This window comes from Wenzhouxiangella sediminis (assembly GCF_003410055.1).
GTDB classification, from domain to species: domain Bacteria; phylum Pseudomonadota; class Gammaproteobacteria; order Xanthomonadales; family Wenzhouxiangellaceae; genus Wenzhouxiangella; species Wenzhouxiangella sediminis.
The window spans coordinates 1-22,266 of record NZ_QUZK01000025.1 but is presented as its reverse complement, the minus strand read 5'-3'; the positions used below and the strand labels follow the sequence as shown (position 1 = coordinate 22,266).

Here is a 22,266-nt window from a genome sequence, read left to right as displayed (position 1 = left end):
AAGACGCCTATTTTACCGCCCGGAGCGGGCCGGAAGAAAGCCCGGTGTCCCGGGGGCGGTCGGCTACCGGCGTTCGCGGCGATCCGAACGCTGAGGCGGTCGCCTGCGCGTCGGTGTCCTGGCGGGTTCGCGTTCGGGCATGCGCTGCGGTCGGCTGCGCGGCGGCGAGGGTTCGACCGGACGCTGGCGCACCGGCGGCGTCGGCTCGGCGCTCCGTTGCCTCGGGCCGGTGTCGCGGTAGTCGGTCGGCGGCGGCTCGGTACGGCGCGGCAGTTCCCGTGGCGAACGCTGCGGCATCCGGGCGTCCCGATCGTCGGTGCGCAGCCGCTCGATCAGGGCGCGGCGCTGGGTTTCGCTGCGGCCGTCGGCGGCACGGGTTCCCGGTCCGGGGCGCGGCGGCCGCCGCAATTCATCGCGGCGATAGGCGGCGCTGCGGCCGGTGGCCGGCAGCCAGGGCGAGGCCCCGGGCAGGAGGCGGCGGTCCGGCCGTTGGTCGCGAATCGCCTGCGAGCGCCGCGTCTGGACTTCGTCGAGGCGGGCGTCGAGTTCGCGCACCCGGTCTCGTGTCACGCGCCGGTCGTAGTCGTAGTAGCCGAAGCTCAGGTGAATGCCCGAGCGCCATGGGCGGTAGCCCGCATAGCGATCGGTGTAGCGATACCAGGGATAGTGAATGCGGCTGCGGTGACCGGCGTAGCCCGGCCCCGGCCAGTAACCGTAGTACCAGCCCGGGTACGGGTAGTACCAGGGATCCCAGCGATGCACCACCACCGAGTAGGGATGGTAGTAGCGGCTGTAGTAGAAGTAGTCCAGCGACCAGTAGGGATAGACCAGCGGGTCGACGTAGGTCACGCGGCTGCCGCGGTATTCGGGTACCTCGTAGTACACGCCCCGGTCGTTCGCCGGATAGTAGGTGGCGCAGCCGCCCAGCAGGAGGGCGAGCAAAGCGGCGAGGACCAGGCCGGGCGTGTGCAGACGGTTCTTCATAGAGTCGATGCTAAGTCATCGTCATGAACCGAGGCTGAATCGGCGGCGATCATGGCTTCGACTTCCGCCAGCGCTGCGCGACGCTGCGCCCGCCCGTCGACCGGGCTGGGCGGCGCCTGGCGCGCGTCCGGGCCGATCATCTGGATCAGTTCGACCGCGTGCCCGCCGCCCTCGAGAACGATGATCTCGAGGTCCCGGCCGCTGCCGTCGTGCCAGCGGATTCGCCGCGTTTCCTGGGTGAAGGGCAGGTGGCGTTCCATCAGGAAATGCACCACCGCGTCGGGGTCGTCGGCGAACACGTGCAGGCTGATGCGCGAGTGCTCGTCGGCCGTGCCCTCCAGCACCGGCCCGACCAGGCGTGGCCGGAAGGGCTCGAACAGGCGCATGGCCGAGGCGGCTGATTCCCGCAACTCCAGCAGCGTGCGCGAATGCTCGCTGCCGCCGTAGAGGCTCTGCCATTCGCGCAGGGCCTGCTCGACTTCGCTGTTGGAAGGCAGGCTGGTCCGCGAGGAGGCGCCGACCCGGCGCGCGGCCTTTTCCTTGGCCGTGAGGAAGCTCTTCTGTCCCTCGGTGGCCATGATGCGCGCCGCCTCGGCCGCGATTTCCTGGCGAATCCGGCTGTTGCGAACGGATTGTCTGTCACCCATGTTGGCGCCCTCGCTTCGTCGTCAGTAGATCGAGTAGGGGTCCGCTTGCTCGCTGTCTTCGGCCCCGCTTTCGAGCGGCGGCAGGTTGTCGCTGTGGAACCACTCCTGGATGGCGCCGGGCGTTCCCGGGCGCGCCCGCAGCCCGGTTTCGGGATTGATCAGGGCGCGCGAGATCCCCACCGGTACGGGGCGGTCGACTTCGGGCCGGCCTTCCAGCGCGGTGCGCATGAAGTCGACCCACAGCGGCAGCGCGGTTCGGCCGCCCTGTTCCTGCCGGCCGAGCGATTCGTTGCTGTCCATGCCCACCCACACCACGGTGACCACGCCCCCGCCGAAGCCGGCGAACCAGGTGTCGCGCTGCTCGTTGGTGGTGCCCGTCTTGCCGGCCAGGTCGTCGCGCCCCAGGGCCAGGGCGCGGCGGCCGGTACCGCGGCGGATCACGTCGCTCATCATCGAATCGATCAGCCAGGCCGTCTGCGGGCTCAGCACCTGCTCGGCGCGGCGCGGGCGCGGCGGGCCCATGAGCTCGGGCTCGGCGGAATCGGCCTGTTCGCCGCCGTCCTCGCTTTCCTCGCCGGCCAGTCCGGGCCGGCGCAGTTCCGGCGCCTCGGGCGTTTGCTCGACGGGCTCGGCGACCGCCGGCGGGTTGGGCGGGGGGATGTCCGGGCAGTTGCGGCAGGGCAGGGCCCATTCGGCCTCGTAGATGGGCTCGCCGTCGGTGTCGCGGATGCTGTAGAGGTAGTGCGGTTCGATGCGGTAGCCGCCGTTGGCGAAGGTGGCGTAGGCGGCGGTCAGGCTCAGCGGCGTGATCGAGGCCGAACCCAGGGCCATGGACGGGCCGTTGGGCAGCTCGCTGCGCTCGAAGCCGAAGCGGGTGACGTAATCGCGTCCGTAGTCGACGCCCATGTCCATGAGCAGGCGCACGCTGACCAGGTTGCGCGAGTTGACCATGGCTTCGCGCAGGCGCGTCGGGCCGAAGAAGCGGTGGCTGAAGTTGGTCGGCTTCCAGGCCCTTTCCATCGAGGGGTCGTTGACCACGACCGGCGCGTCGTTGACGCGCGAGGCCGGGGTGTAGCCGTCGTCAAGCGCCGCGGAATAGATGAAGGGCTTGAACGCCGAGCCCGGCTGGCGCCGGCTCTGCGTGGCCCGGTTGAACTGGCTGTGCGCGAAATCCAGGCCGCCGACCAGGGCGAGCACTTCGCCGGTCTCGGCCTTCATGCTCACCAGGGCCGCTTCGGCTTCGGGAATCTGGGCCAGTCGCCAGTCGCCGTCGACCTGACGCAGGCGCACGATGTCGCCGGCTTCGAGGACGTCGCCGGGCGTCTCCGGCGCCGCGCCCACGGCGCTGCGCTCGAGAAACGGCCGCGCCCAGGCCATCGCCTCGAGCGTCAGCTCGAACCCGGTTCCGTCGGCCAGCCGGAACTGCGCGGCTTCCTCGTCCACGGACATGACCACGGCCGGCAGCAGCCCGGCGATCGGGCGCATGGCATCGAGGCGCTCGGACAGCGCCTCCGGGTCGTCGAGTTCCTCGGCCGAGACGCGGTCCTCGGGGCCGCGCCAGCCGTGGCGGCGGTCGTATTCGAGCAGGCCTTCCTGGACCACGCGGTTGGCCGCCTCCTGCAGTTTCGAGCGAACCGTGCTGTAGGCGACCAGGCCGTTGTTGTAGGCCACATCCGAACCGACCCGGTCGACGACGTCCTGGCGCACCATCTCGGCCACCCAGGGGGAATCCAGTTCGACCACCGGGCCGTGGTAGCTCGCGGTGTTGGGCTGGGCCACGGCTTCGGCGTGCTCCGCTTCAGTGATGTGACCGAGTTCGAGCATGCGGCCCAGGATCCAGTCGCGCCGTCCCATCGCCGCCGCGGGGCCGGAGATGGGGTTGTCGCGGGAAGGCGCCTTGGGCAGGCCCGCGATCATGGCCATCTCTGCCAGGGTCAGTTCGTCGAGCGTCTTCCCGTAATAGACCTGGGCCGCGGCCGCCACGCCGTAGGCGCGGTGACCGAGAAACTCCTTGTTGAGGTAGAGCTCGAGGATCTCGTCCTTGCTCAGCTCGCGCTCGACCTTGAAGGCCAGCAGCATCTCCCGGAGCTTGCGGGTGACCGAGTAGTCGGTCGACAGGAAGAACCGGCGGGCGACCTGCTGGGTGATCGTCGAGCCGCCCGGAACGCGGCCCTGGCCCATGCTCAGGCTGTAGAGCCACACCGCCCGCAGCGTGCCGCGCCAGTCGACGCCCGGATGCTTGTAGAAGCGGTCGTCCTCGGCCGAAAGGAAGGCCAGCTTGAGGCGCTCGGGCATGTCCTCCAGCTCGACCGGCCGGCGGCGCTGTTCGCCGATCTCGGCCATGAGCTTGTCATCGGCCGAATAGATCCGCAACGGCACCTGCAGCTGCACGTCCCGGAGCGACTCCACCGAGGGCAGGGAGGGCACGATGGTGAACCAGATGACGAGCACGCCAATTGCTGCGAGAATGAACAGCAGGAAAAACAGGCGGATAGAAAAAACTATTAAAGGCTTTATTCGAACCATCAGTTATGGTAAATGTAGGCACAGACAAGTCGGAATGACGCACGTCTTGGATGCGGTTCCGGGGCAAAAGTGCCCACGAACTGAGATCCGGACGACCTTTGAGCAGAGGGTAGCACACACTTATACTTGTCCAGACCGGCGTTGCGGGGGGCAGTGTCGGGCAGGTCAAGCGAGCAAAACCAGTCACTCGGCCATGCCGACCAGAGGGCAAAAGAAAACAACATGAGCGACTTTCTCAGAAAGCTGTTGGGTGCTGCGCCGCCCCCGTTGCTGGGTGTCGACATCGGCACCAGCAGCATCAAGGTGCTGCAACTCGGCAGTAGCGGTTCGGGCTACCGCGTCGAGGCGTTTGCCGTGGAGCAGGTGCCGGAGGGCGCGATCAGCGAGGGCAACATCACCGACACCGATCGTGTCGCCGAAGCGGTCAAGCGCGCGGTGAAGCGATCGGGCAGCAAGGCCAAGGATTGCGCCATGGCGGTGAGCGGTTCGGCGGTGATCACCAAGATCATCAACCTGCCGGCGGATCTGTCCGAGGACGACGTCGAAGCCCAGATCGAGGTCGAGGCCGGGCAATACATTCCCTATCCGCGCGAGGAAGTCAGCCTCGACTTCGAGATTCTCGGCCCGGCGCCGCGCAACGCCGAGCTCATCGAGATTCTCCTCGCCGCGTCCAAGACCGAACACGTCGACCTGTGCCGCGAGGTGGCCGAACTGGCCGGCCTCGGGCTGCGGGTCGTGGACGTCGAGTCCTACGCCATCGCCAACGCCTTCGACCTGGTGCGCAAGCACGCCGGCATCGACGAGAGCGAAACGATCGGCGTGCTCAACATGGGCGCGACGGCCTCGACGCTGATCGCGTTGCGCGGCGATCGCACCATCTACAGCCGCGAACACGCCTTCGGCGGTCAGCAGCTGGTCGACGACTGCATGCGCCGCTACGGCATGGATGCCGAACAGGCGGCCTTCCTGCAGCGCGGCGAGACGCCGCCGGCCGGCTTCGAGGACGAGATCCTCGAGCCCTTCCGCCAGAACGTCATCCAGCAGATCAGCCGGGCGCTCCAGTTCTATTCCTCCTCGAGCGACTACTCCGGCATCAACACGCTGTTCCTGACCGGGGGTGCGGCCTCGACACCGGGCCTGGCCGAGGCGGTGGGCGACGAAGTGGGCATTTCCTGCGAAGTCGCCGACCCGATCGAGGGCATGCGCCTGGCGCCGTCCATCGACGCCGGTCGCCTGGAGCGGGTCCGGCCGGCACTGACCACAGCCTGCGGGCTAGCCTTGCGGGGGTTTGACTGATGGCCAGAATCAATCTGCTGCCCTGGCGTGAAAACCTGCGCCAGGAACGCCAGCGAAACTTCATGATCGCCCTCGGAGCGACGGCCGCGCTGGCCGTGTTGCTCGTGTTCCTGGGCTCGCATCTGGTCGAGCGCCAGATCGACGGCCAGGAAGCGCGCAATCGCTACCTCGAAAACGAGATCCGCGCACTCGATCGGGACATCGCCAGCATCGAGCAGCTCGAAGCCACGCGCGACAACCTGCTCGCGCGCAAGAACGTGATCGAGCGGCTCCAGGAAAACCGGTCGATGATGGTTCACCTGTTCAACTCGCTGGCGCAGACGGTGCCGGAGGGCATTCGCCTGAGCTCGGTGAAACAGGCGGGCGAACAACTGACCATCGAAGGGACGACCCAGTCCGAGACCCGCGTGTCCGATTACATGCGCAACATCGAGTCGGCCGAGTGGCTGCATGAGCCCGACCTGCGCATCATCGAGGCAATCGAGGAAGAAGACGGCGGTGGCCGCGAACCCTTCCGCTTCGAATTGCGCGCTCGCGTGGCCTCGCCCAATGCGGTCGAGCAGGAAGCGGCCGCCGCAGCGATGGACGAGGAGGCCTGACCCATGGATCTTTCGGAAATCAGAGATCTGGATTTCAACAACATCGGCTCGGCCTCGACGGGCGTCAAGGCGATCCTGCTGGGCATCCTCGCGCTGGTGATCCTTGTCGGTGGCTACTTCTACATCATCAAGGACAAGCGCGAAACCCTGGCTCAGCGCGAGCAGGTCGAGCGACAGCTCAAGCAGGAATTCGAGACCAAGCAGCAGAAGGCCGCCAACCTGCCGGCCTACGAGCAGCAGCTCGCCGAGATGGAGGAGATGCTGGAAGTCATGCTGCGGCAGCTGCCTTCCAAGACGGAGATGCCCGCGCTGTTGATCGACATTTCGCAAACGGCTCTCGGCGCCGGCATCGAGAACGAGTTGTTCGAGCCCCAGACCGAGATCAAGCGCGACTTCTACGCCGAGCAGCCGATCAAGGTTCGCATGGTGGGCACCTACCACCAGTTCGGCAACTTCGTCAGTTCGGTCGCTTCGCTCTCGCGCGTAGTCATCCTGACCATGCGCGACATCTCGCTGGAGCCGGTCGAGGGATCGCAGGGACGCCTTCGTCTCGAAGGGGTCGTGACCACTTACCGCTACCTGGATGAATCCGAGGGCGGAGCCGTGTCGACGGGAGGAGCACAATGAGCCTGATGATGCGAAGCCTGTCGGTTCTCGCGCTCGCCCTGCTGCTGGTCGGTTGCCAGAAGGGCACTGATGACTTGCGCGAGTGGACGGATCGAGTCCGCGACCGTGAGCCCGAGCCGATCGAACCGATACCGCCGATCCGGACGCCGGAAGTCGTGGCCTATGAGGCCATGGAAATGCGCGATCCGTTCCAGCTCGCCGGCAGGGCTGCCGAAGAGGAAGAAGAGGAAGTCGCCGCCGAAGAGGGGGGAGGGCTCCGTCCCGATCCCGATCGTCGCAAGGAGTATCTCGAGGGCTTCCCTCTCGATACGCTGGAGATGGTCGGGACACTGACGATCGACGGCAGCCAGTACGCGCTGATCCAGGACAACGAGAGCGTCGTCCACCGGGTGCGCGAAGGCAACTACATGGGGCAGAACCATGGCCTGGTGCTGAATGTTCAGCCCAGCCATGTCGAAGTGCGTGAACTTGTACAGGATGGTCGTGGCGGCTGGTCAGAGCGCCGAGTACGCGTGGCCATGGCTGAAGACTAACTGTATACCGGCAAGGAATTGAACATCATGATCAAGTCTTCATGGGCGACGAACGGGAGATGGACAATGAACAGCAGTAGCAAAGCGCTGACGCTTCTGATCGGGCTGTTCTGGATGGTTTCCATGGCCCAGGCCACGGAGTTGACCGATATCCAGGTCGAAAGCGGGTCCGGGGAGGTGCGTTTCCTTCTCAACCTTGACGGAGAACCGGGCAACCCCTCCGTTTTCACGACCGAGCAGCCGCCGCGCATCGTGCTGGAACTCCCGGATACGGAATCCCGCGTGGATGCCTCCAGGGTGCCGGTCGGTGCCGGCCCGGCGCGCAGCTACACAGCGCTGAGCGCCGGTGGCCGCACGCGCCTGGTGGTCGACATGTCCCGTAGTGCCCCCTACGAGGTTCAGGTCTCCGGCAATCAGGTGACCCTGGTGGTCGAAACCGGCGGTGCCGGAACCACTGCCACGGCCATGACCGACGCCCAGGCGCCGGAGGGCAGCAGCGGTCAGCGCTTCGAGGTCACCGGAATCGACTTCCGTCGCGGCCCGGACGGCGAGAGCCGGGTGCTGGTCGATCTCAACCGCTCAGGCGTCAACCTGTCGGTGAATGAACGCACCGGCGGTCTTCGTCTGGACCTGTTCAACACGCGTCTGCCCCAGGACCTGTATCAGCGCCTCGACGTCACCGACTTCGCCACGCCCGTGCAGATGATCACGCCCGAGCAGCGCGGCGAGAATACGGTGCTGAATCTCGAAGTCGCCGGCGCCTACGAACACCTGGCCTACCAGTCCGACGGCCAGGTCGTGCTCGAAGTCGGCCGGCCCGCGCAGGAAGAACCCCAGGACCGCGAACTGACCTTCTTCGAAGACCGTGATTACGACGGCGATCGCATCACGCTGAACTTCCAGGACATCCCCGTGCGCTCCGTTCTGGCCCTGATCGCCGACGTGTCCGATCTCAACATCGTCGTGTCGGACTCGGTCAGCGGCAACCTGACGCTGCGCCTGACCAACGTGCCCTGGGACCAGGCCCTCGACATCGTCCTCGAGACCAAGAATCTCGACATGCGTCGCTCGGGCAACGTGATCTGGATTGCGCCCACGCAGGAAATCGCCGCGCGCGAACAGGCGATCCTCCAGGCCCGTGCCGACCGGCAGACGCTCGAGCCGCTCCGAACGGCCATCATCCCGCTCAGCTACGCCGACGCTGGTGAAATGGCGGCGCTCATCCAGTCCGCTTCCGAAGGCGGCGGCGAAGGCGAAGCCGACGGCGGCGGATCCACCGGCCTGCTTTCGGCACGCGGTTCGGTCACCATCGACCAGCGCACCAATACCCTGCTGGTCAACGACACCGCCGATCGCATCGACGCGGTTCGCGAACTTGTCACCGATCTCGATCGCCCGGTTCGCCAGGTGCTGATCGAGTCGCGCATCGTCATCGCCCGCAGCGACTTCAACCATCAGCTCGGCGTGCGCTTCGGCGTCACGGGCGCCCGCCAGGATTCGCGGGGCAATCTCTACACCGTCGCGTCGAGCAGCGAAGGCACCGATCAGATGATCCGTGACGGCCTGGCCAACCGCCGTTCGGGTTCAGGGTCGAGCACCCCGGTCGATCCGCCGGCTCTCAGCGACCGCCTGAACGTGAACCTGCCGGTGGCCAACCCGGCCGGCAGCCTCGGCTTCAGCGTGCTGGCTGCCGATGTGCTGCTCGACCTCGAGCTCAGTGCGCTCGAGAGCGAGGGCAACGGCGAGATCATCTCCACGCCGCGCGTGATCACGGCCAACCAGGCCGAGGCCTATGTGCTGCAGGGCGTCGAGATTCCTTACGAATCGACCCAGGGCGGCGGTGTTGCCGGCGCCATCAACGTCGAATTCAAGGAAGCCGTCCTGGAGCTGCGCGCCACGCCGCTGATCACGCCGGACAATCGCATCCAGCTTCAGCTGCAGGTCAAGCAGGACACGGTCGGCGAACTGTATCCGAACGGTCGCGGCGGCTTCATCCCGTCGATCGACACTCGCGAACTGTCCACCCGCATTCTGGTGGACAATGGGCAGACGGTCGTGCTGGGCGGCATCTTCCAGGAAGAACGCACCTACCAGGAGCAAAAGGTGCCCGTGCTCGGCGACGTGCCGGTGCTCGGCGGACTGTTCCGCCAGCGCGGCACCGAAGATCTCAAGCGCGAACTGCTGATCTTCGTGACGCCGTCCATTCTCGATGAACGCGTCGCGGCCGAATGATCGGGAGAGGGAGCCAAGCAGTCATGGACAACACATCAAAACACTCGGGATTTCGATTCATGAATATAATTAGATACGGCATCATCCTGGCAGCTACCGCCCTGCTCGCTGCCTGCGGCGGCAGCTCCTCGGGCAGCTTCGACAACGGCGGCTCGGCGAGCATGAGCATCACGGTCGAATCCAGCGAGGTTCCGACCAACAGCTCGATCCAGGTCACCGTGCGTTTCCGCGCCGCCGACGGCTCCGCGGTCGCCGACGGCACCCAGGTCACCCTGAATTCCAGCAATACCAACCGGGGTGTCGTGCAGGCCGTCGACGGCACCGATGCGGCGGGTGCCTCGGCCACGGCTCCGACCAGCGGCGGCCAGGCCAACTTCTTCTTCACGGCGCGCTCGAACACCGGCACGGTCACCCTGACCGCCTCGGGTGCCAACCCCAGCGGCTCCGGCACGATTTCGGCCTCGCGCAACATCGACGTCATCGAGGATCCGGACGCCCAGGCTCGCCTCGAGATCGAAGGCGCCAGCACCATGCCGGCCAATACCGAAGGCGTGGACATCTTCCGCGGCTCGCCCTTCATCAACGAACTCACAGTCCGCTACCGCAATCCCGACGGTAGCGCCGGCTCGGTGACCGATGGACAGGTCTCGGTCGCGGTTTCGCCCGTCAGCCTGGGGGCCTACTCGACCCTGGACGACCCCGAAACCGATGACGTCAACGAGTTCTTCGTGCTCATGGGCAGCGGCCCGGTCAACATGACCGCCGGCGTCGCCACCGTGTTCGTTCACAGCGACACCCAGCCGGGCATGTTGACGGTCAGCGTCTCCGCACAGGACGCCGATACCGGCGACACCTTCTCGCAGGACTTCGAGATCGAGATCGTCGAAGGCGCGGCCGACTTCCTGCCGGCCAATCTGGACTTCTCGATTCCCGCCGCCCCCATTTACATCCAGGGCTCGGGCGGCTCGACCAGCAAGAGCATGTCGCTCGCCGTCAGTGATTCCGGCGGCAATCCGGTGCCCAATCCCGAAGGCAGCGGCGCCGAGTACAACAACGTCATCCTTTCGCTCGAGGCCCCCGACGGCAGCGATGCCCGCTTGACGGGCACCGGCGCCGAGGGTTCGGTCAGCGGCACCGAGATCAGCGTGCAGACGGTCAACGGCATCGCGAACTTCTCGCTCAATGCCGGCAGTGAAATCGGACCGCACCGCATCACCGCCACGTCCGACCGGGCCGACAACAACGTCGACAACGACCTGCTCGACCCGATCAGCGCCGAAACCACGGTCGACGTGGGCGACGGCAAGCTGTTCAGTCTCGAGCTGGTCAGTCCGTCGGTGAGCGCCATCGTGGCCAACAATGTGGTCGGCACCATCATTACCGACGAGGAACCCAACATCGATCCGGATACCGGCGCGATCATTCCGCCCAATTCCGACGGTACCTATTCCCTGACCATCACGGCCCAGGGCTCCGACCAGGCCGGCAACCCGGTTCTGTCGGGCACGCCGATCGACTTCGGCAAGATCGACGCGCCGCTGACCCAGACCCTGCCGCGCACCTTCGTGTTCTCCGGTGCCGACGGCAACCCGGAAGAAGACGGCAACATCTTCAGCGCGCTGAACTCGCCCGAAGGCTTCCAGCCCAGCCCGCCGCAGGTGGACGAGGCCGTCGAGCCCGGCGACACCGTGGCGCTGTTCGGCAAGACCGTGCCGGGTAACCGTGAACACGAGGCGGCCCGCACCGTTGCCAGCGTGGTCGACAACAACACCGTCACCGTGACCAACAACTTCAACCCGAACAACGGCACCGGCACCGTCGTGGATGACGGCTTCGTCATCCCCTGGGTCATCGGTCGCTCGCAGTTCGGCGTGGTCGATGCGCAGACCAACCTGACCGAGCAGGGTCGCGGTTCGGTCACGCTGACCTATCCGATCAGCGCCCTCGGGCGTCCGCTCGTCCTCTGGGGCCAGGGCAATCGCGCCGAGGAAGCGATGACCAAGACCGTTGCCGACGTCGAAGCGATGGTCTTCCCGGGCATCGCGCCGGGGCAGCTCTCCGCCATCCCGTCGTCCATCCAGGGCAACACCACGACCACGGTGGAGCTCTGCTACAGCGACGCACTCGGCGCTCCGATCAATGATGTCTTCATTCGCGGCGACATCGTCGAAGGTCCGGCCAACGGCAGCCTCGACGGCGAGCCGATGTCGACCATCACGGCCCAGCCCACCGGATCGGCGGGCGACGGTTGCACCATCACGCAGGTGACGACCAGCGGCATGGTGCCGGACGGCGACGAGTCGATCATCCGCTTCAGCGCCGGCTCGGCCACCGCGGAGGTTACAGTCGTGCCGCCGGGCTCCGCGATGCTCCTGGTCGAACCCTCCGAGTATCGCGATCCCTCGCCGAGCATCGTCTCTCGCCTGCTGACGCTGACCTTGCTCAACGCGCAGGGCGATCCGATCTCGGGCGTCGACCTGACCGGTGAGTGCGACGGCGGCGACGGCACCCTGGAGATCGAGTCCGATCCGGGCGTCACCGACGCCAACGGCGAAACCACGGCGCGTGTTTCGGTGGGCATGACCGAATGCGCCGCAGCGGACGCCGAAGGCTTCCCGCGCGTCGGCACCTGTGAGTTCACGACGCCAAGCGGTTCGCCGATCGGCACCTTCGTGGCAATCGGCATCAACGCGACGAACGCCAACCTGTCGCCGCCTTGCCCGTCGCCATGAGCCGAACAAACTGAGTTCACCTTACTCAGACCGCTCTCGGGGCCCGGCACTGCCGGGCCCTTTCTTTTGTGCAGGCAGTACAATGACGCCATGCTCTACGACTTCCAGCCCGGCGACACCCCGCTGCTCGTCAACGTGCCGCACGCCGGTACCGAATTGCCCCCGGACGTTGCCTCGCGCCTGACCGCGAAGGCGGGGCAACTGCCCGATACCGACTGGCACGTTCATCGCCTGGTCGAAGGCGCGGCCGGGCAGGGCGCCTCGCTCATGCGGGCGCGCTACTCCCGTTACGTGATCGACCTCAACCGCGGCAGCGACGACAAGCCGCTCTACGCGGGGGCCACGACCCGGCTGGTGCCGACCGAGAACTTCGACGGCTCACCGGTCTATCGAGCGGAAGCCCCGGACGACGGGGAAATCGCCGAGCGGATCGAACGCTACTGGCGCCCCTATCACGACACGCTGGCCCGGGAGCTCCGGGCGCTGCGCGAACGCCATGGCTTCGCCGTGCTTTTCGACGTGCACTCCATCCGTAGCGCCGTCCCGCGCCTGTTCGAGGGCCGTCTCCCCGACCTCAACCTCGGCACCTACGAAGACAGAAGCTGCGCGCCCGAACTGCAGGCTGCGGTCGCGGACATGCTGGCCGGCGCCGAAGGCTTCTCGAGCGTCGTCAACGGACGCTTCAAGGGCGGATTCATCACCCGTCACTACGGCCGGCCGGCCGAAGGTGTCCACGCCCTGCAGCTCGAGATCGCCCAGTCGAGCTACATGGACGAAGCCCGACCCCGCGATTTCGACCCGCAGGCTGCACGCCCGCTGACCCGCCTGCTCGACGAACTCATCGGCGCGCTTGCCCGGTGGCGGCCCGCATGACGCAGCGCCTGCACTGTAGCCGCGTCCTGCTCGCCGACGGCTGGCGTGACGACGTAACCCTGGAACTGGACACCGATGGCAGCATCGCCTCGATCCGGGCCGGCTGCCTCGAAGACGCCGAACGCCTGCCGGGTCCCGTGCTTCCGGGCATGGTCAACGTCCACTCGCACATCCACCAGCGCCTCATCGCCGGCCTGACCGGGCGCGGCGCCGGGCCCGAAGACAGCTTCTGGAGCTGGCGCGAGCGCATGTACGAGGCCGTCGGCCTGCTCTCCGGCGAGGACTTCCGCACCCTGGCTGCCTGGGGCTTCATGGAGCTGCTCGAAGGCGGCTATACCACCACCGGGGAGTTCCACTACCCGCACCGGCTGGGCGGGCAATCCCCGATGGAGACCGCCGGACAGGTCCTCGAGGCCGCCGAGCGAGCCGGCTGCGGCCTCACCCTGCTGCCGGTCTGGTACCGCCACGGCGGCTTCGGACGCCAGCCGCTGGGCGAGCGCCAGCAGCCCTTCGGCATGGCGCTGGAAGAGATCATCTCCCTGGTCGAATCGCTGCAAAGCACGGCCGGCGGCTTGCAGCGTGTCGGCGTGGCGCCGCATTCCCTGCGCGCCGTCGACGCCCGCGACCTGCCGGCCCTGCTCGAGGGCATACCGGCCGGCCCGGTTCACCTGCACATTTCCGAACAGCCGGCCGAAGTCGAAGCCTGCCTGCAGCACCACGGTTGCCGGCCGGTCGAGTGGCTGCTGCGACACGTCGACGTCGACGACCGCTGGTGCCTGATCCACGCCACGCACGCCAGCAACGACGAACGGCATGCGCTGGCCGAGTGCTCGGCGGTCATTGGAATCTGCCCGACCACCGAGGCCGATCTCGGCGACGGCCTGTTCCCGGTTCGTGAATATCTCGACGGCGGCGGGCGCGTCGCCGTGGGTTCGGACAGCAACCTGGTGACCTCTGCCGCCGAAGAGCTGCGCCTGCTCGAGTGGGGGCAGCGCCTGCGCCTGCAGCAACGCAACGTGCTTTGCGGCGCCGGGGAGCATATCGGCACCTCGCTGTGGCAGCAGGCGGCCCGGGCCGGCGCCGCAGCCCTCGACCAACCGGTCGGCGAACTTTCCGAGGGTTGTCGCGCCGACCTGGTCGTCCTCGACGAATCGCACCCCATGCTGACCGGGCTGCAGCCTGAAGACATGCTCGACAGCTTCGTGTTCGCGCACGCCGGCGACATGATCGACGAGGTTCGCGTGGCCGGCCGGCGGGTCGTGGCCGCCGGCCGCCATCCGGCCCGGTCCGAACTGGCCGGGCGGGTCGCCGAGCTGCGCCGGCGCCTTGCGGGCACCACACCGTCATGACGCGAGCCGGACTGACGCATTCCCCGGCGGCCGAACGCAACCGCGGGCCGATCGGCGAGGTGCTGCTTCGCTGGCTGGCTCCCGATGCGCGCGTGCTCGAGATCGGCGCCGGAACGGGCCAGCACGCCGCCTGGTTCCATGGTCTCCTTCCGGACCTGGCCTGGCAGGCCACGGACCGGCCGGAACATCTCGACGGCATTCGCGCGCGGCTCGAGGCCGAGGCCCCGGGCCTACCGGAGCCGCTGGCGCTGGATGTCACGGCCAGGGAGCAATGGCCCGAGGGTCCCTGGGACGCGGTCTACACGGCCAACACCCTGCACATCATGCCCTGGGGCCATACCCCGGCCTTGCTGCGGCGCTCGGCCGAGCGCGTCCGCCCCGGCGGCCTGCTGGTGATCTACGGGCCCTTCCGCGACGGCGAGCGCTTCGACGCCGAGAGCAACCGACGCTTCGATGAAGACCTGCGGCGACGCGACCCCGCCATGGGCATCCGCGACGTCTTGAAACTGCGCTGCGAGGCCGAATCTCTCGGGTGGACGGCCGAGGCCGAAATCGCCATGCCCGCCAACAACCGAATTCTGATCTTCAGGAGAATCCCATGAGCGTCGACTACGACGAACTCGCCCAGCAGGCCGAAGGGCTGCTTTCCGGGCAGAAGCACCGCATCGCCAACGCCGCCAACCTCAGCGCGCTGATTTTTGATGCCCTGCCGGAGGTCAACTGGGCCGGGTTCTACTTCCTGGAGGGCGACGAACTCATCGTCGGCCCATTCCAGGGCAAGCCCGCCTGCGTGCGCATCGAGATGGGTAAGGGCGTGTGCGGAACCGCCGCGGTCACGCGCGCCACCCAGCGCGTCGAAGACGTACACGCCTTCGAGGGGCACATCGCCTGCGATCCGGTTTCGCGCTCGGAAGTGGTGGTGCCGCTGGTCGTCGACGGCCAGGTCATCGGCGTGCTCGACATCGACAGTCCGCGCGAGGGCCGCTTCGACGAGGCCGACCAGCGCGGGCTGGAAAAACTGGCGGAGATCTACGTCAGGTCGCTGGGCTGAATCAGCTTGCGGATCCGGCCGCAGCCCGGCGCGGGCGGCATGTCGGCGTCGATGATCACCAGGGTGCCGGGCTGGATCCCCAGCCTGGGCCGCTGGTTGGTCAGCCACTGCACCAGCCACTCGAAGCCCGGGTTGTGACCGACCAGCAACAGTGAATCGGCTTGCTGGTGCTTCTGGAGCACGCCGATGAGGTCTTCCTCGAGCGCGTCCCACAGCGCCGCTTCCACCACCTGCTCGGGCGCCTCGAGGCCGTCGAGCATCAGGCGGGCGGTCTCGCGGGTACGCACGGAGGGAGAAACGCGAACGGTCGACGGCACGTCCTGGCCGGACTCGCGAATCCATTCGCCCAGTTTTCTTGCGGTTTGCAGGCCCGAGTCGGCCAGCGGACGATCCTCGTCCTTCTCGTCAGCCGCGGCCGAGCGGGCGCGCGCGTGACGCAAAAGCCACAATTCCATGCGGGCAAGACTCCCCAGTCGAGTTCAAGGGGCGCCAGCATACCAGCGTGCGGGTCACTCTGTGTGGACTTGCGTCAAGCCGGGCGCGACGGTGTCCCGGCCAGGCCGGCCAGGCGTGCAGCGACATCCAGGTTGCCCCCGCTGATCATCACGCCCACGCGGCGTCCCGAAAATCGCCCCGGATCAGCCAGCATGCCGGCGAGGGCGACCGCTCCCGACGGCTCCGCGGTCTGCTTGAGCCGGGCCCAGATCAGTTCCATGGCGGTGAGGATCTGCGCCTCGGAGACGGTCAGCACGGTCGCTACGTGGCGCCGGATCAGTCCGAGATTGCGCTCGCCCACGAGCGCCCGCAGGCCGTCGGCGATGGTGTCGGGGTGGTGGTCGTCGACCCGCCGGCCGGCGGCCAGGGAGCGCGCCGTGTCGTCGGCGCCGGCGGGTTCCACGCCGATCACTTCCGGCGGGCGTCCGGCGGTCAGCGCGGCCAGCGCGGTCCCCGCGAGCAGTCCGCCGCCCCCGACCGGGGCGACGATGCAGTCCAGGTCGGCGACTTGCTCCATCAACTCGAGCGCCGCGCTGCCCTGGCCGGCGATGATGCGGTCGTCGTCGTAGGGCGGCACCGGTTCCAGGCCCGCCTCGACCAGCTGCGCCAACGCCGCTTCGCGGCCGGCCTGGGTCGGCTCGCAGAAGTGGACCCTGCCGCCGTGGCGGCGGATGTTGTCGACCTTGTCGGCCACGGCGCCCTCGGGCACCACGACCTCGGCGCGGAATCCGCGCCTGGATGCCGCGCTGGCCAGGGCAGCGCCGTGATTGCCCGAGGAGTGGGTGGCCACCCCGGGGCAGTCGTCGGCGAGCAGCGAGACGGCGTGACTGGCGCCGCGCAGCTTGAACGAGCCGGTGCGCTGCAGGTGCTCGCACTTGAAAAACAGGCTCGCGCCCGTCAACTCATCAAGCACATCGGATGTCATGACCGGGGTCTCGAGGACCATCGGCCGAATCCGCTCCCGGGCGCGGAGGATGTCTTCGGGCTTGAGCAGGGATTCCACAGGCATCCGCCTATAATACTTGGCCTTGTCTTTACCAGGAGTTCGCTCATGTCCGCACGTGGTGACCAGCCCCGCACCCCCGTCCTGCGCCAGGAATACCGGCCGCCGGCCTGGTGGGTCGATCACGTCGAACTCGAATTCGACCTGGACGCCACCGAAACCCGCGTGACGAGCCGCATGAGCGTTCGCCGCAACCCGGAAGTCGATGCCGAACCCCTGACCCTGTCCGGCGCCGGTCTCGAGACGAAGCGCGTCGAAATCGACGGCGAGCCGGCGAAGTTCGACGAGCGCGGCGCCGATGAGACCCTGGTGGTCGAGGGCGTGCCCGAACGCGCCGAGGTGACCACCGAAGTGGTCGTCCATCCCGAGCGCAACACCGCGCTCGAGGGCCTGTACAAGTCGGGTGCGATGCTGCTCACCCAGTGCGAGGCCGAGGGTTTCCGCAAGATCACCTGGTTCCCCGACCGTCCCGACGTCATGGCCACCTACCGCGTGCGCCTGGCCGGCGACCGCGAGCGCTTCCCGGTGCTGCTGTCCAACGGCAACTGCATGGAAACGGGCGAACTCGACGACGGCCGCCACTTCGCCGTCTGGAACGACCCCTTCCCCAAGCCCAGCTACCTGTTCGCCATCGTCGCCGGCGAGCTCTCGGAGCTGGCCGACACCTTCACCACGCGCTCGGGCCGCGAGGTCGCGCTCAAGTTCTACTCCGAGCCGGAGAACATCGGCCAGCTCGACCACGCCATGGAAAGCCTGAAGAAGTCCATGGCCTGGGACGAGGAACGCTTCGGGCTCGAGTACGACCTGGACGTCTTCCACGTGGTCGCCACCCACGACTTCAACATGGGCGCGATGGAGAACAAGAGTCTCAACATCTTCAACGCCCGCTACGTGCTGGCCGATCGTGAAACGGCCACCGATGCCGACTACGAGGCCATCGAGTCGGTCATCGCCCACGAGTACTTCCACAACTGGACGGGCAACCGCGTCACCTGCCGCGACTGGTTCCAGCTCACCCTCAAGGAGGGGCTGACCGTCTTTCGCGACCAGGAATTCACGGCCGACATGCGCTCGCCGGGCGTCAAGCGCATTCAGGACGTCTCCGACCTGATGGCGCGTCAGTTTCCCGAGGACGCCGGGCCGATGGCGCACCCGGTTCGCCCCGAACGCTACGTCGAGATCAACAACTTCTACACCGCCACCGTCTACGAGAAGGGCGCGCAGGTGGTGCGCATGTACGAGACCCTGCTCGGCCGCGACGGCTTCCGCCGCGGCATGGACCTCTACTTCGAGCGCCACGACGGCCAGGCGGTGACCTGCGACGACTTCCGCCGCGCCATGGCCGACGCCAACGACGCAGACCTCGAACAGTTCGAGCGCTGGTACCGACAGGTTGGCACGCCCACCGTCGAGGCGAGCACGCGCTACGACGAATCCGCCGGCGAGCTCGTACTGGAACTGGCCCAACGCCTGCCCGAGCATCCCGACAACCGCAACATCGGCGCCCTGATGATCCCGGTCAAGGTCGGCTTCCTCGACACCGACAACCGGCCCTTGCCGGTCACCCTGTCCGGCGAGAGCGAAGCGGGACCGGAAACCCGCCTGCTGGTGCTTACCGACGAGAAGGCCGAATACCGCTTCCGCGACCTGCCGGCCGACGCCCTGCCGTCGCTGCTGCGCGACTACTCCGCACCGGTCAAGCTCGACTACGACTGGTCCAGCCGCGACCTGGCCCGCCTGGCCGGCTTCGACAGCGATCCCTTCAGCCGCTGGCGCGCCATGCGCCGCTTGAGCGAGCGCGTGCTCGGCGACCTGATCGAGGGCCGCGACGAGCACGACGCCGAGCTCCTGATCGAGGCCTGGGCTGCCGTGCTCGACGGTTCCGGCGAGGATCCGGCCCTGGCCGCCGAACTCCTCAGCCTGCCGTCCGTCGGCGAGCTGGCGCAGGACCGCGACCCGGTCGACATCGAGGCCATTCATGCCGCACGCGTCGAGCTGCTCGGTCTGCTGGGCCGGCGCCTCGAGAACGCGCTGCGGGAACGTTTCGACACCCTGGCGCCGACCGGCGAATGGTCCTCGGAAGGCCCGGACGCCGCTCGCCGCCGCCTGCGCAACGTCGCGCTCGGCCTGCTGGCCTCCGGCGGCTGCGACGACGCCGCGGAATGGGCCTCGAAGCACTACGACGGCGCCGACAACATGACCGACCGCCTCGCCGCCTTCCGCACCCTGGTGCATCACGAACTGGAAGGGGCGCAGGACGCGCTGGCCGATTTCGAGCAGCGCTTCGCCGACGATCAGCTGGTGATGGACAAGTGGTTCGCCGTGCAGGCCACGCGCTCGGACGAGCGCGCGGTCGACGATGTGCGCCGCCTGATGGACCACGCCGCCTTCCGGCTCAACAACCCGAACAAGGTGCGCTCGCTCATCGGCGCCTTCGCCATGATGAACCCGGTCGCCTTCCACCGCGCAGACGGCGCCGGCTACAAGCTGGTCGGCGAAGTGCTCGACAAGCTCGACGACATCAACCCCCAGGTCGGCGCCCGCCTGGCGACCAGCTTCAACCGCTGGCGCGCCTACGACGACAAGCGCTCGGCGATGATGAAGGAACAACTCCAGAAGCTGGCGGCCAAGAAGGGCCTCTCCCCCGACATCGAAGAAATCGTCACCGCGGCGCTCAAGGATCGCAGTGGGGGTTAGTCCTTTTTAAAACCTTTGAAACGCAAAGACGCTAAGACGCAAAGAAAGACATTCAAGAAGAAGAATCACTAACGACGAAAGGCACGAATTCCACGGAGGCCAAAGAGAGCGCTTAAGGAATAATCGCCCTCCATAGGAAGGCCTCCTTTGTTGAGGTCCATATTCTCTGTGGTTTTCAACTGTTTTTTTTATTCTTTGCGTCTTCGCGTCTTTGCGTTTCAAAGAATTTTCGTCCCAGAGCGCTTCAGATCGACCACCGCTTCGATTTCGCCCCAGGGAAACAGCGGCCCGGGGTCGACCTTGCGGCGGACCTTGATGGCGGGGTTGTCGCTGGCGTCGACCACGCCGGGGTCGAGTTCGTCGTGGCCGGCGATGTAGTCCAGGTTGGGTAGCCGGGTCTTGAGCTTATGCAACAACTCGGCCAGGGCCTCGATCTGCGCCTCGCTGTAGTCCTCGGGCCAGTCCTGCCGGCGGCTGTGCAGCCAGTCGGGCCAGCGGCCGCGGTTGACCAGTTCGATGCCGATGCTTTTCTTGTTGTAGCCGCGCACGTGATGCGCCACGCGCTCGAGCGGCACCCACTGCTCCACCGATCCGTCGCGGTCGATGTAGAAGTGCCCGCTGTTGCCCGTCTGCGAGTTCCGGTAATGAATCCGCTCGCCGTACTCCCGCGCCGTTTCCAGGTCCGGCAACTCGGTGGCGTGAATCACCACCAGCTCGATCGAGTCGACGTCGCGCTCGTCGAGCCGATCGACGTAGCTCAGCGGGTTGTAGTCAGCATTCGGCATGGTCGTGGTCATCGAGCAAGAAATTCCTGAAAACGCAAAGACGCAAAGACGCAAAGCAAGATAAACCCGGGAACCATGGAAAACACGGAAATCACTGAATAGGCTTCCCTTGCACGGGGGTGATGAACTATCGAGTTCTTCCGTCAATATCCGTGTGTTCCGTGCTTTCCAAGCTTTGATCTTTCTGTTGTTGTGATGTCTTTCTTGGCGTCTTAGCGTCTTTGCGTTCAAAAGATTTTGATTTTCAGCCGTCACCCGCCCGCGCAGCGATCTCGTCCAGCGCGGTGTCGAGTCGCTCCCGGTCGTACCATTCCCCGGCGCGCATCACGCCGAGGATCGAGCGGGTATTGTCGATGTCCTCCAGCGGATTGTTCTCGAGCAGCACCAGGTCGGCCACGCAGCCGGCCTCCAGGCAGGCGCGGTTGGTCTCGCCGATGTAGTCGGCCACGTTGATCGTCGCCGTGGCCAGGGCCTCGGCCGGGGTCAGGCCCGATTCGGCGTAGATCTTCAATTCATGGTGGATGGCATCGCCCGGCACGCTCAGGATCTGCGGCGAGTCGGCGCCGGCCAGGATGAGGGCGCCGGCGTCGTTCAGTTCGCGGATCAGCCGGCGGCGCAGCTCGACGTAGCGTTGCGCGTCCTCGCCGGACTCGTAGCTCTCGCGCAGCCGGGCGACCTGCTCGCGCCAGCGCGCCTTCGTGTCGGCCGGAATCCAGCGCATGGCCTCGCGCTGCATGATGGCCTCGATATCGCCGGTGGCCCAGTTCTCCACCAGGCTCTGCGTGGGCACGTTGGCCACGCCCGCCTCGGCGGTGCGCTGCGCCAGGTCGGAAATCCGGTCTTCGTCCATGCCGTCGATCAGGTTGACGCCGAACAGGCCGGGGTCGGTGCCGTAAAGCTCATGGTCCTGCGGCACCATCAGCTGGGCGTAGCCGTCGAGGTGGTCGATCGTGCCCTGCTTCGAGGCGAACACCCGGTCGAGCCCCACCGCCACCGAGACGTGGCCGGAGTAGTCGATGCCCAGCCGGTCGGCGGTTTGAGCGATGGCCTCGAAGGCCTGCGGCCACAGGCCGGGGTGGAGCTTGAGCAGGTCGTAGCCGGCCTCGTGCTGGGCAAGCGCCATGCGGCGCGCCGCTTCGGCCGAGGACACCGAACCGCCGTTGAACGACGGGCCGGATGTGATCAGGCGCGGGCCCGCCACCTCGCCGTCGGCGAGCTGCTGGCGAAGCGTCAGGTGGCCCGGCTCGCCGAGCATGCCGCGGATGGTGGTGATGCCGTGGGCCAGCCACAGCATCAGGGTGTCGTGCACCGCCTGGTCGCCGGCCCGCATCGGCGGTACATGGGCGTGCATTTCCGCCAGCCCGGGAATCAGGTAGCCGGCGGTTTCGACAACGGCGTCGGCATCGGCCACCTCGATCGAATCGGCGTCCACGATGAACCCGTCGCGAACACCGAGCCGCATCGGCTGCGACACCTCGCCGCTGGAGACATTCACCAGGCGCACGTTCTCGAAAACAATCGACTCGGCCCGCGTCCCCAGGGCCAGGGCCAGCAACAGGGCAGCAACGACTGCACGCATGACAATTCTCCGGCAGGATCAGGCTGTTGAGTGTACTCCGGGCTCGAAAATCTTTAAAACGCTGAAAATCTTTAAAACGCAAAGACGCGAAGACGCAAAGAAAACGAAAACAAGGGAACCACGGAAATTCACGGAATACACGGAAGAAAGAATTGGTCAGCAAAACTCGGAGTACCCAACGTCGGCAGGGCAAGCCGCGAGCCTGTCCCGATTTCTGTGTAACCGCCCATCCTCATAGGTGATCGGTAATCCGATCCT

The 22,266-nt window shown here is 66.8% G+C and carries 18 protein-coding genes; 11 read left to right on the top strand and 7 right to left on the bottom strand.

Annotation, left to right across the window (positions count from 1 at the left end; translation table 11 throughout):
- Window positions 1-63 precede the first annotated feature (63 nt).
- Genes DZC52_RS05990 through DZC52_RS05980 form a run of 3 tightly spaced genes read right to left on the bottom strand, consistent with a single transcriptional unit; the run spans window position 64 to window position 4,082 of the window.
- On the bottom strand, window positions 64-984 hold the full coding sequence (locus DZC52_RS05990; protein WP_116650221.1) for a hypothetical protein: 921 nt from the start codon (window positions 982-984) through the stop codon (window positions 64-66).
- The gene (locus tag DZC52_RS05985; RefSeq protein ID WP_116650220.1) at window positions 981-1,631 is read right to left on the bottom strand and encodes a hypothetical protein; all 651 of its coding nucleotides are present in this window, start codon (window positions 1,629-1,631) and stop codon (window positions 981-983) included. The genes DZC52_RS05990 and DZC52_RS05985 overlap by 4 nt, the downstream gene beginning before the upstream one ends.
- A 21-nt stretch (window positions 1,632-1,652) precedes the next feature.
- A complete protein-coding gene (locus tag DZC52_RS05980) occupies window positions 1,653-4,082 on the bottom strand; it encodes a penicillin-binding protein 1A (RefSeq protein ID WP_181918804.1) in 2,430 nt (809 codons plus the stop codon).
- 297 nt (window positions 4,083-4,379) lie between these two features.
- On the opposite strand from DZC52_RS05980, the gene pilM reads away from it, so the two are divergent.
- The 10 genes from pilM (at window position 4,380) to DZC52_RS05930 (ending at window position 15,449) form a co-directional block, all read left to right on the top strand.
- On the top strand, window positions 4,380-5,453 hold the full coding sequence (pilM, locus tag DZC52_RS05975; protein ID WP_116650218.1) for a type IV pilus assembly protein PilM: 1,074 nt from the start codon (window positions 4,380-4,382) through the stop codon (window positions 5,451-5,453).
- Window positions 5,453-6,052: a PilN domain-containing protein gene (locus DZC52_RS05970; RefSeq protein WP_116650217.1), complete on the top strand. Its 600-nt coding sequence runs from the start codon at window positions 5,453-5,455 to the stop codon at window positions 6,050-6,052. Before pilM ends, DZC52_RS05970 begins: the two co-directional genes overlap by 1 nt.
- 3 nt (window positions 6,053-6,055) lie before the next feature.
- Entirely contained in the window at window positions 6,056-6,679 is a 624-nt protein-coding gene (locus DZC52_RS05965) for a type IV pilus inner membrane component PilO (protein WP_116650216.1), read from the top strand.
- Entirely contained in the window at window positions 6,676-7,212 is a 537-nt protein-coding gene (locus tag DZC52_RS05960; protein WP_116650215.1) for a pilus assembly protein PilP, read from the top strand. Before DZC52_RS05965 ends, DZC52_RS05960 begins: the two co-directional genes overlap by 4 nt.
- Window positions 7,213-7,278: 66 nt before the next feature.
- Entirely contained in the window at window positions 7,279-9,444 is a 2,166-nt protein-coding gene (locus tag DZC52_RS05955) for a type IV pilus secretin PilQ (RefSeq protein WP_181918803.1), read from the top strand.
- Window positions 9,445-9,503: 59 nt separating this feature from the next.
- Entirely contained in the window at window positions 9,504-12,176 is a 2,673-nt protein-coding gene (locus DZC52_RS05950) for a hypothetical protein (RefSeq protein WP_116650213.1), read from the top strand.
- 90 nt (window positions 12,177-12,266) lie between these two features.
- Window positions 12,267-13,049 carry an N-formylglutamate deformylase gene (gene hutG, locus DZC52_RS05945; protein WP_116650212.1) on the top strand — a complete coding sequence of 261 codons (783 nt, stop codon included), beginning with the start codon at window positions 12,267-12,269 and terminating at the stop codon, window positions 13,047-13,049.
- Window positions 13,046-14,398 (top strand): formimidoylglutamate deiminase, encoded by a 1,353-nt coding sequence (locus tag DZC52_RS05940; RefSeq protein ID WP_147307624.1) that lies wholly within the window; start codon window positions 13,046-13,048, stop codon window positions 14,396-14,398. Before hutG ends, DZC52_RS05940 begins: the two co-directional genes overlap by 4 nt.
- Window positions 14,395-15,000, top strand: a complete 606-nt coding sequence (locus DZC52_RS05935; protein ID WP_116650210.1) for a DUF938 domain-containing protein — start codon at window positions 14,395-14,397, stop codon at window positions 14,998-15,000. Before DZC52_RS05940 ends, DZC52_RS05935 begins: the two co-directional genes overlap by 4 nt.
- Window positions 14,997-15,449 carry a GAF domain-containing protein gene (locus DZC52_RS05930; protein ID WP_116650209.1) on the top strand — a complete coding sequence of 151 codons (453 nt, stop codon included), beginning with the start codon at window positions 14,997-14,999 and terminating at the stop codon, window positions 15,447-15,449. Before DZC52_RS05935 ends, DZC52_RS05930 begins: the two co-directional genes overlap by 4 nt.
- Here the strand turns inward: DZC52_RS05930 and DZC52_RS05925 are convergent.
- Window positions 15,428-15,904, bottom strand: coding sequence for a SixA phosphatase family protein (locus tag DZC52_RS05925; protein ID WP_116650208.1), 477 nt, complete (start codon window positions 15,902-15,904; stop codon window positions 15,428-15,430). The genes DZC52_RS05930 and DZC52_RS05925 overlap by 22 nt on opposite strands.
- Window positions 15,905-15,978: 74 nt before the next feature.
- The gene (locus DZC52_RS05920) at window positions 15,979-16,953 is read right to left on the bottom strand and encodes a threonine ammonia-lyase (RefSeq protein WP_116650207.1); all 975 of its coding nucleotides are present in this window, start codon (window positions 16,951-16,953) and stop codon (window positions 15,979-15,981) included.
- A 42-nt stretch (window positions 16,954-16,995) separates the two neighbouring features.
- Here DZC52_RS05920 and pepN point away from each other — a divergent pair, with 42 nt between their 5' ends.
- On the top strand, window positions 16,996-19,644 hold the full coding sequence (gene pepN / locus DZC52_RS05915) for an aminopeptidase N (protein WP_116650206.1): 2,649 nt from the start codon (window positions 16,996-16,998) through the stop codon (window positions 19,642-19,644).
- Window positions 19,645-19,862: 218 nt separating this feature from the next.
- Here the strand turns inward: pepN and DZC52_RS05910 are convergent, their stop codons facing one another.
- Both DZC52_RS05910 and DZC52_RS05905 read right to left on the bottom strand, forming a co-directional pair.
- Entirely contained in the window at window positions 19,863-20,441 is a 579-nt protein-coding gene (locus DZC52_RS05910) for an N-acetylmuramoyl-L-alanine amidase (protein ID WP_220338282.1), read from the bottom strand.
- A gap of 232 nt (window positions 20,442-20,673) precedes the next feature.
- A complete protein-coding gene (locus tag DZC52_RS05905; protein WP_116650205.1) occupies window positions 20,674-22,008 on the bottom strand; it encodes an amidohydrolase family protein in 1,335 nt (444 codons plus the stop codon).
- Window positions 22,009-22,266 lie beyond the last annotated feature (258 nt).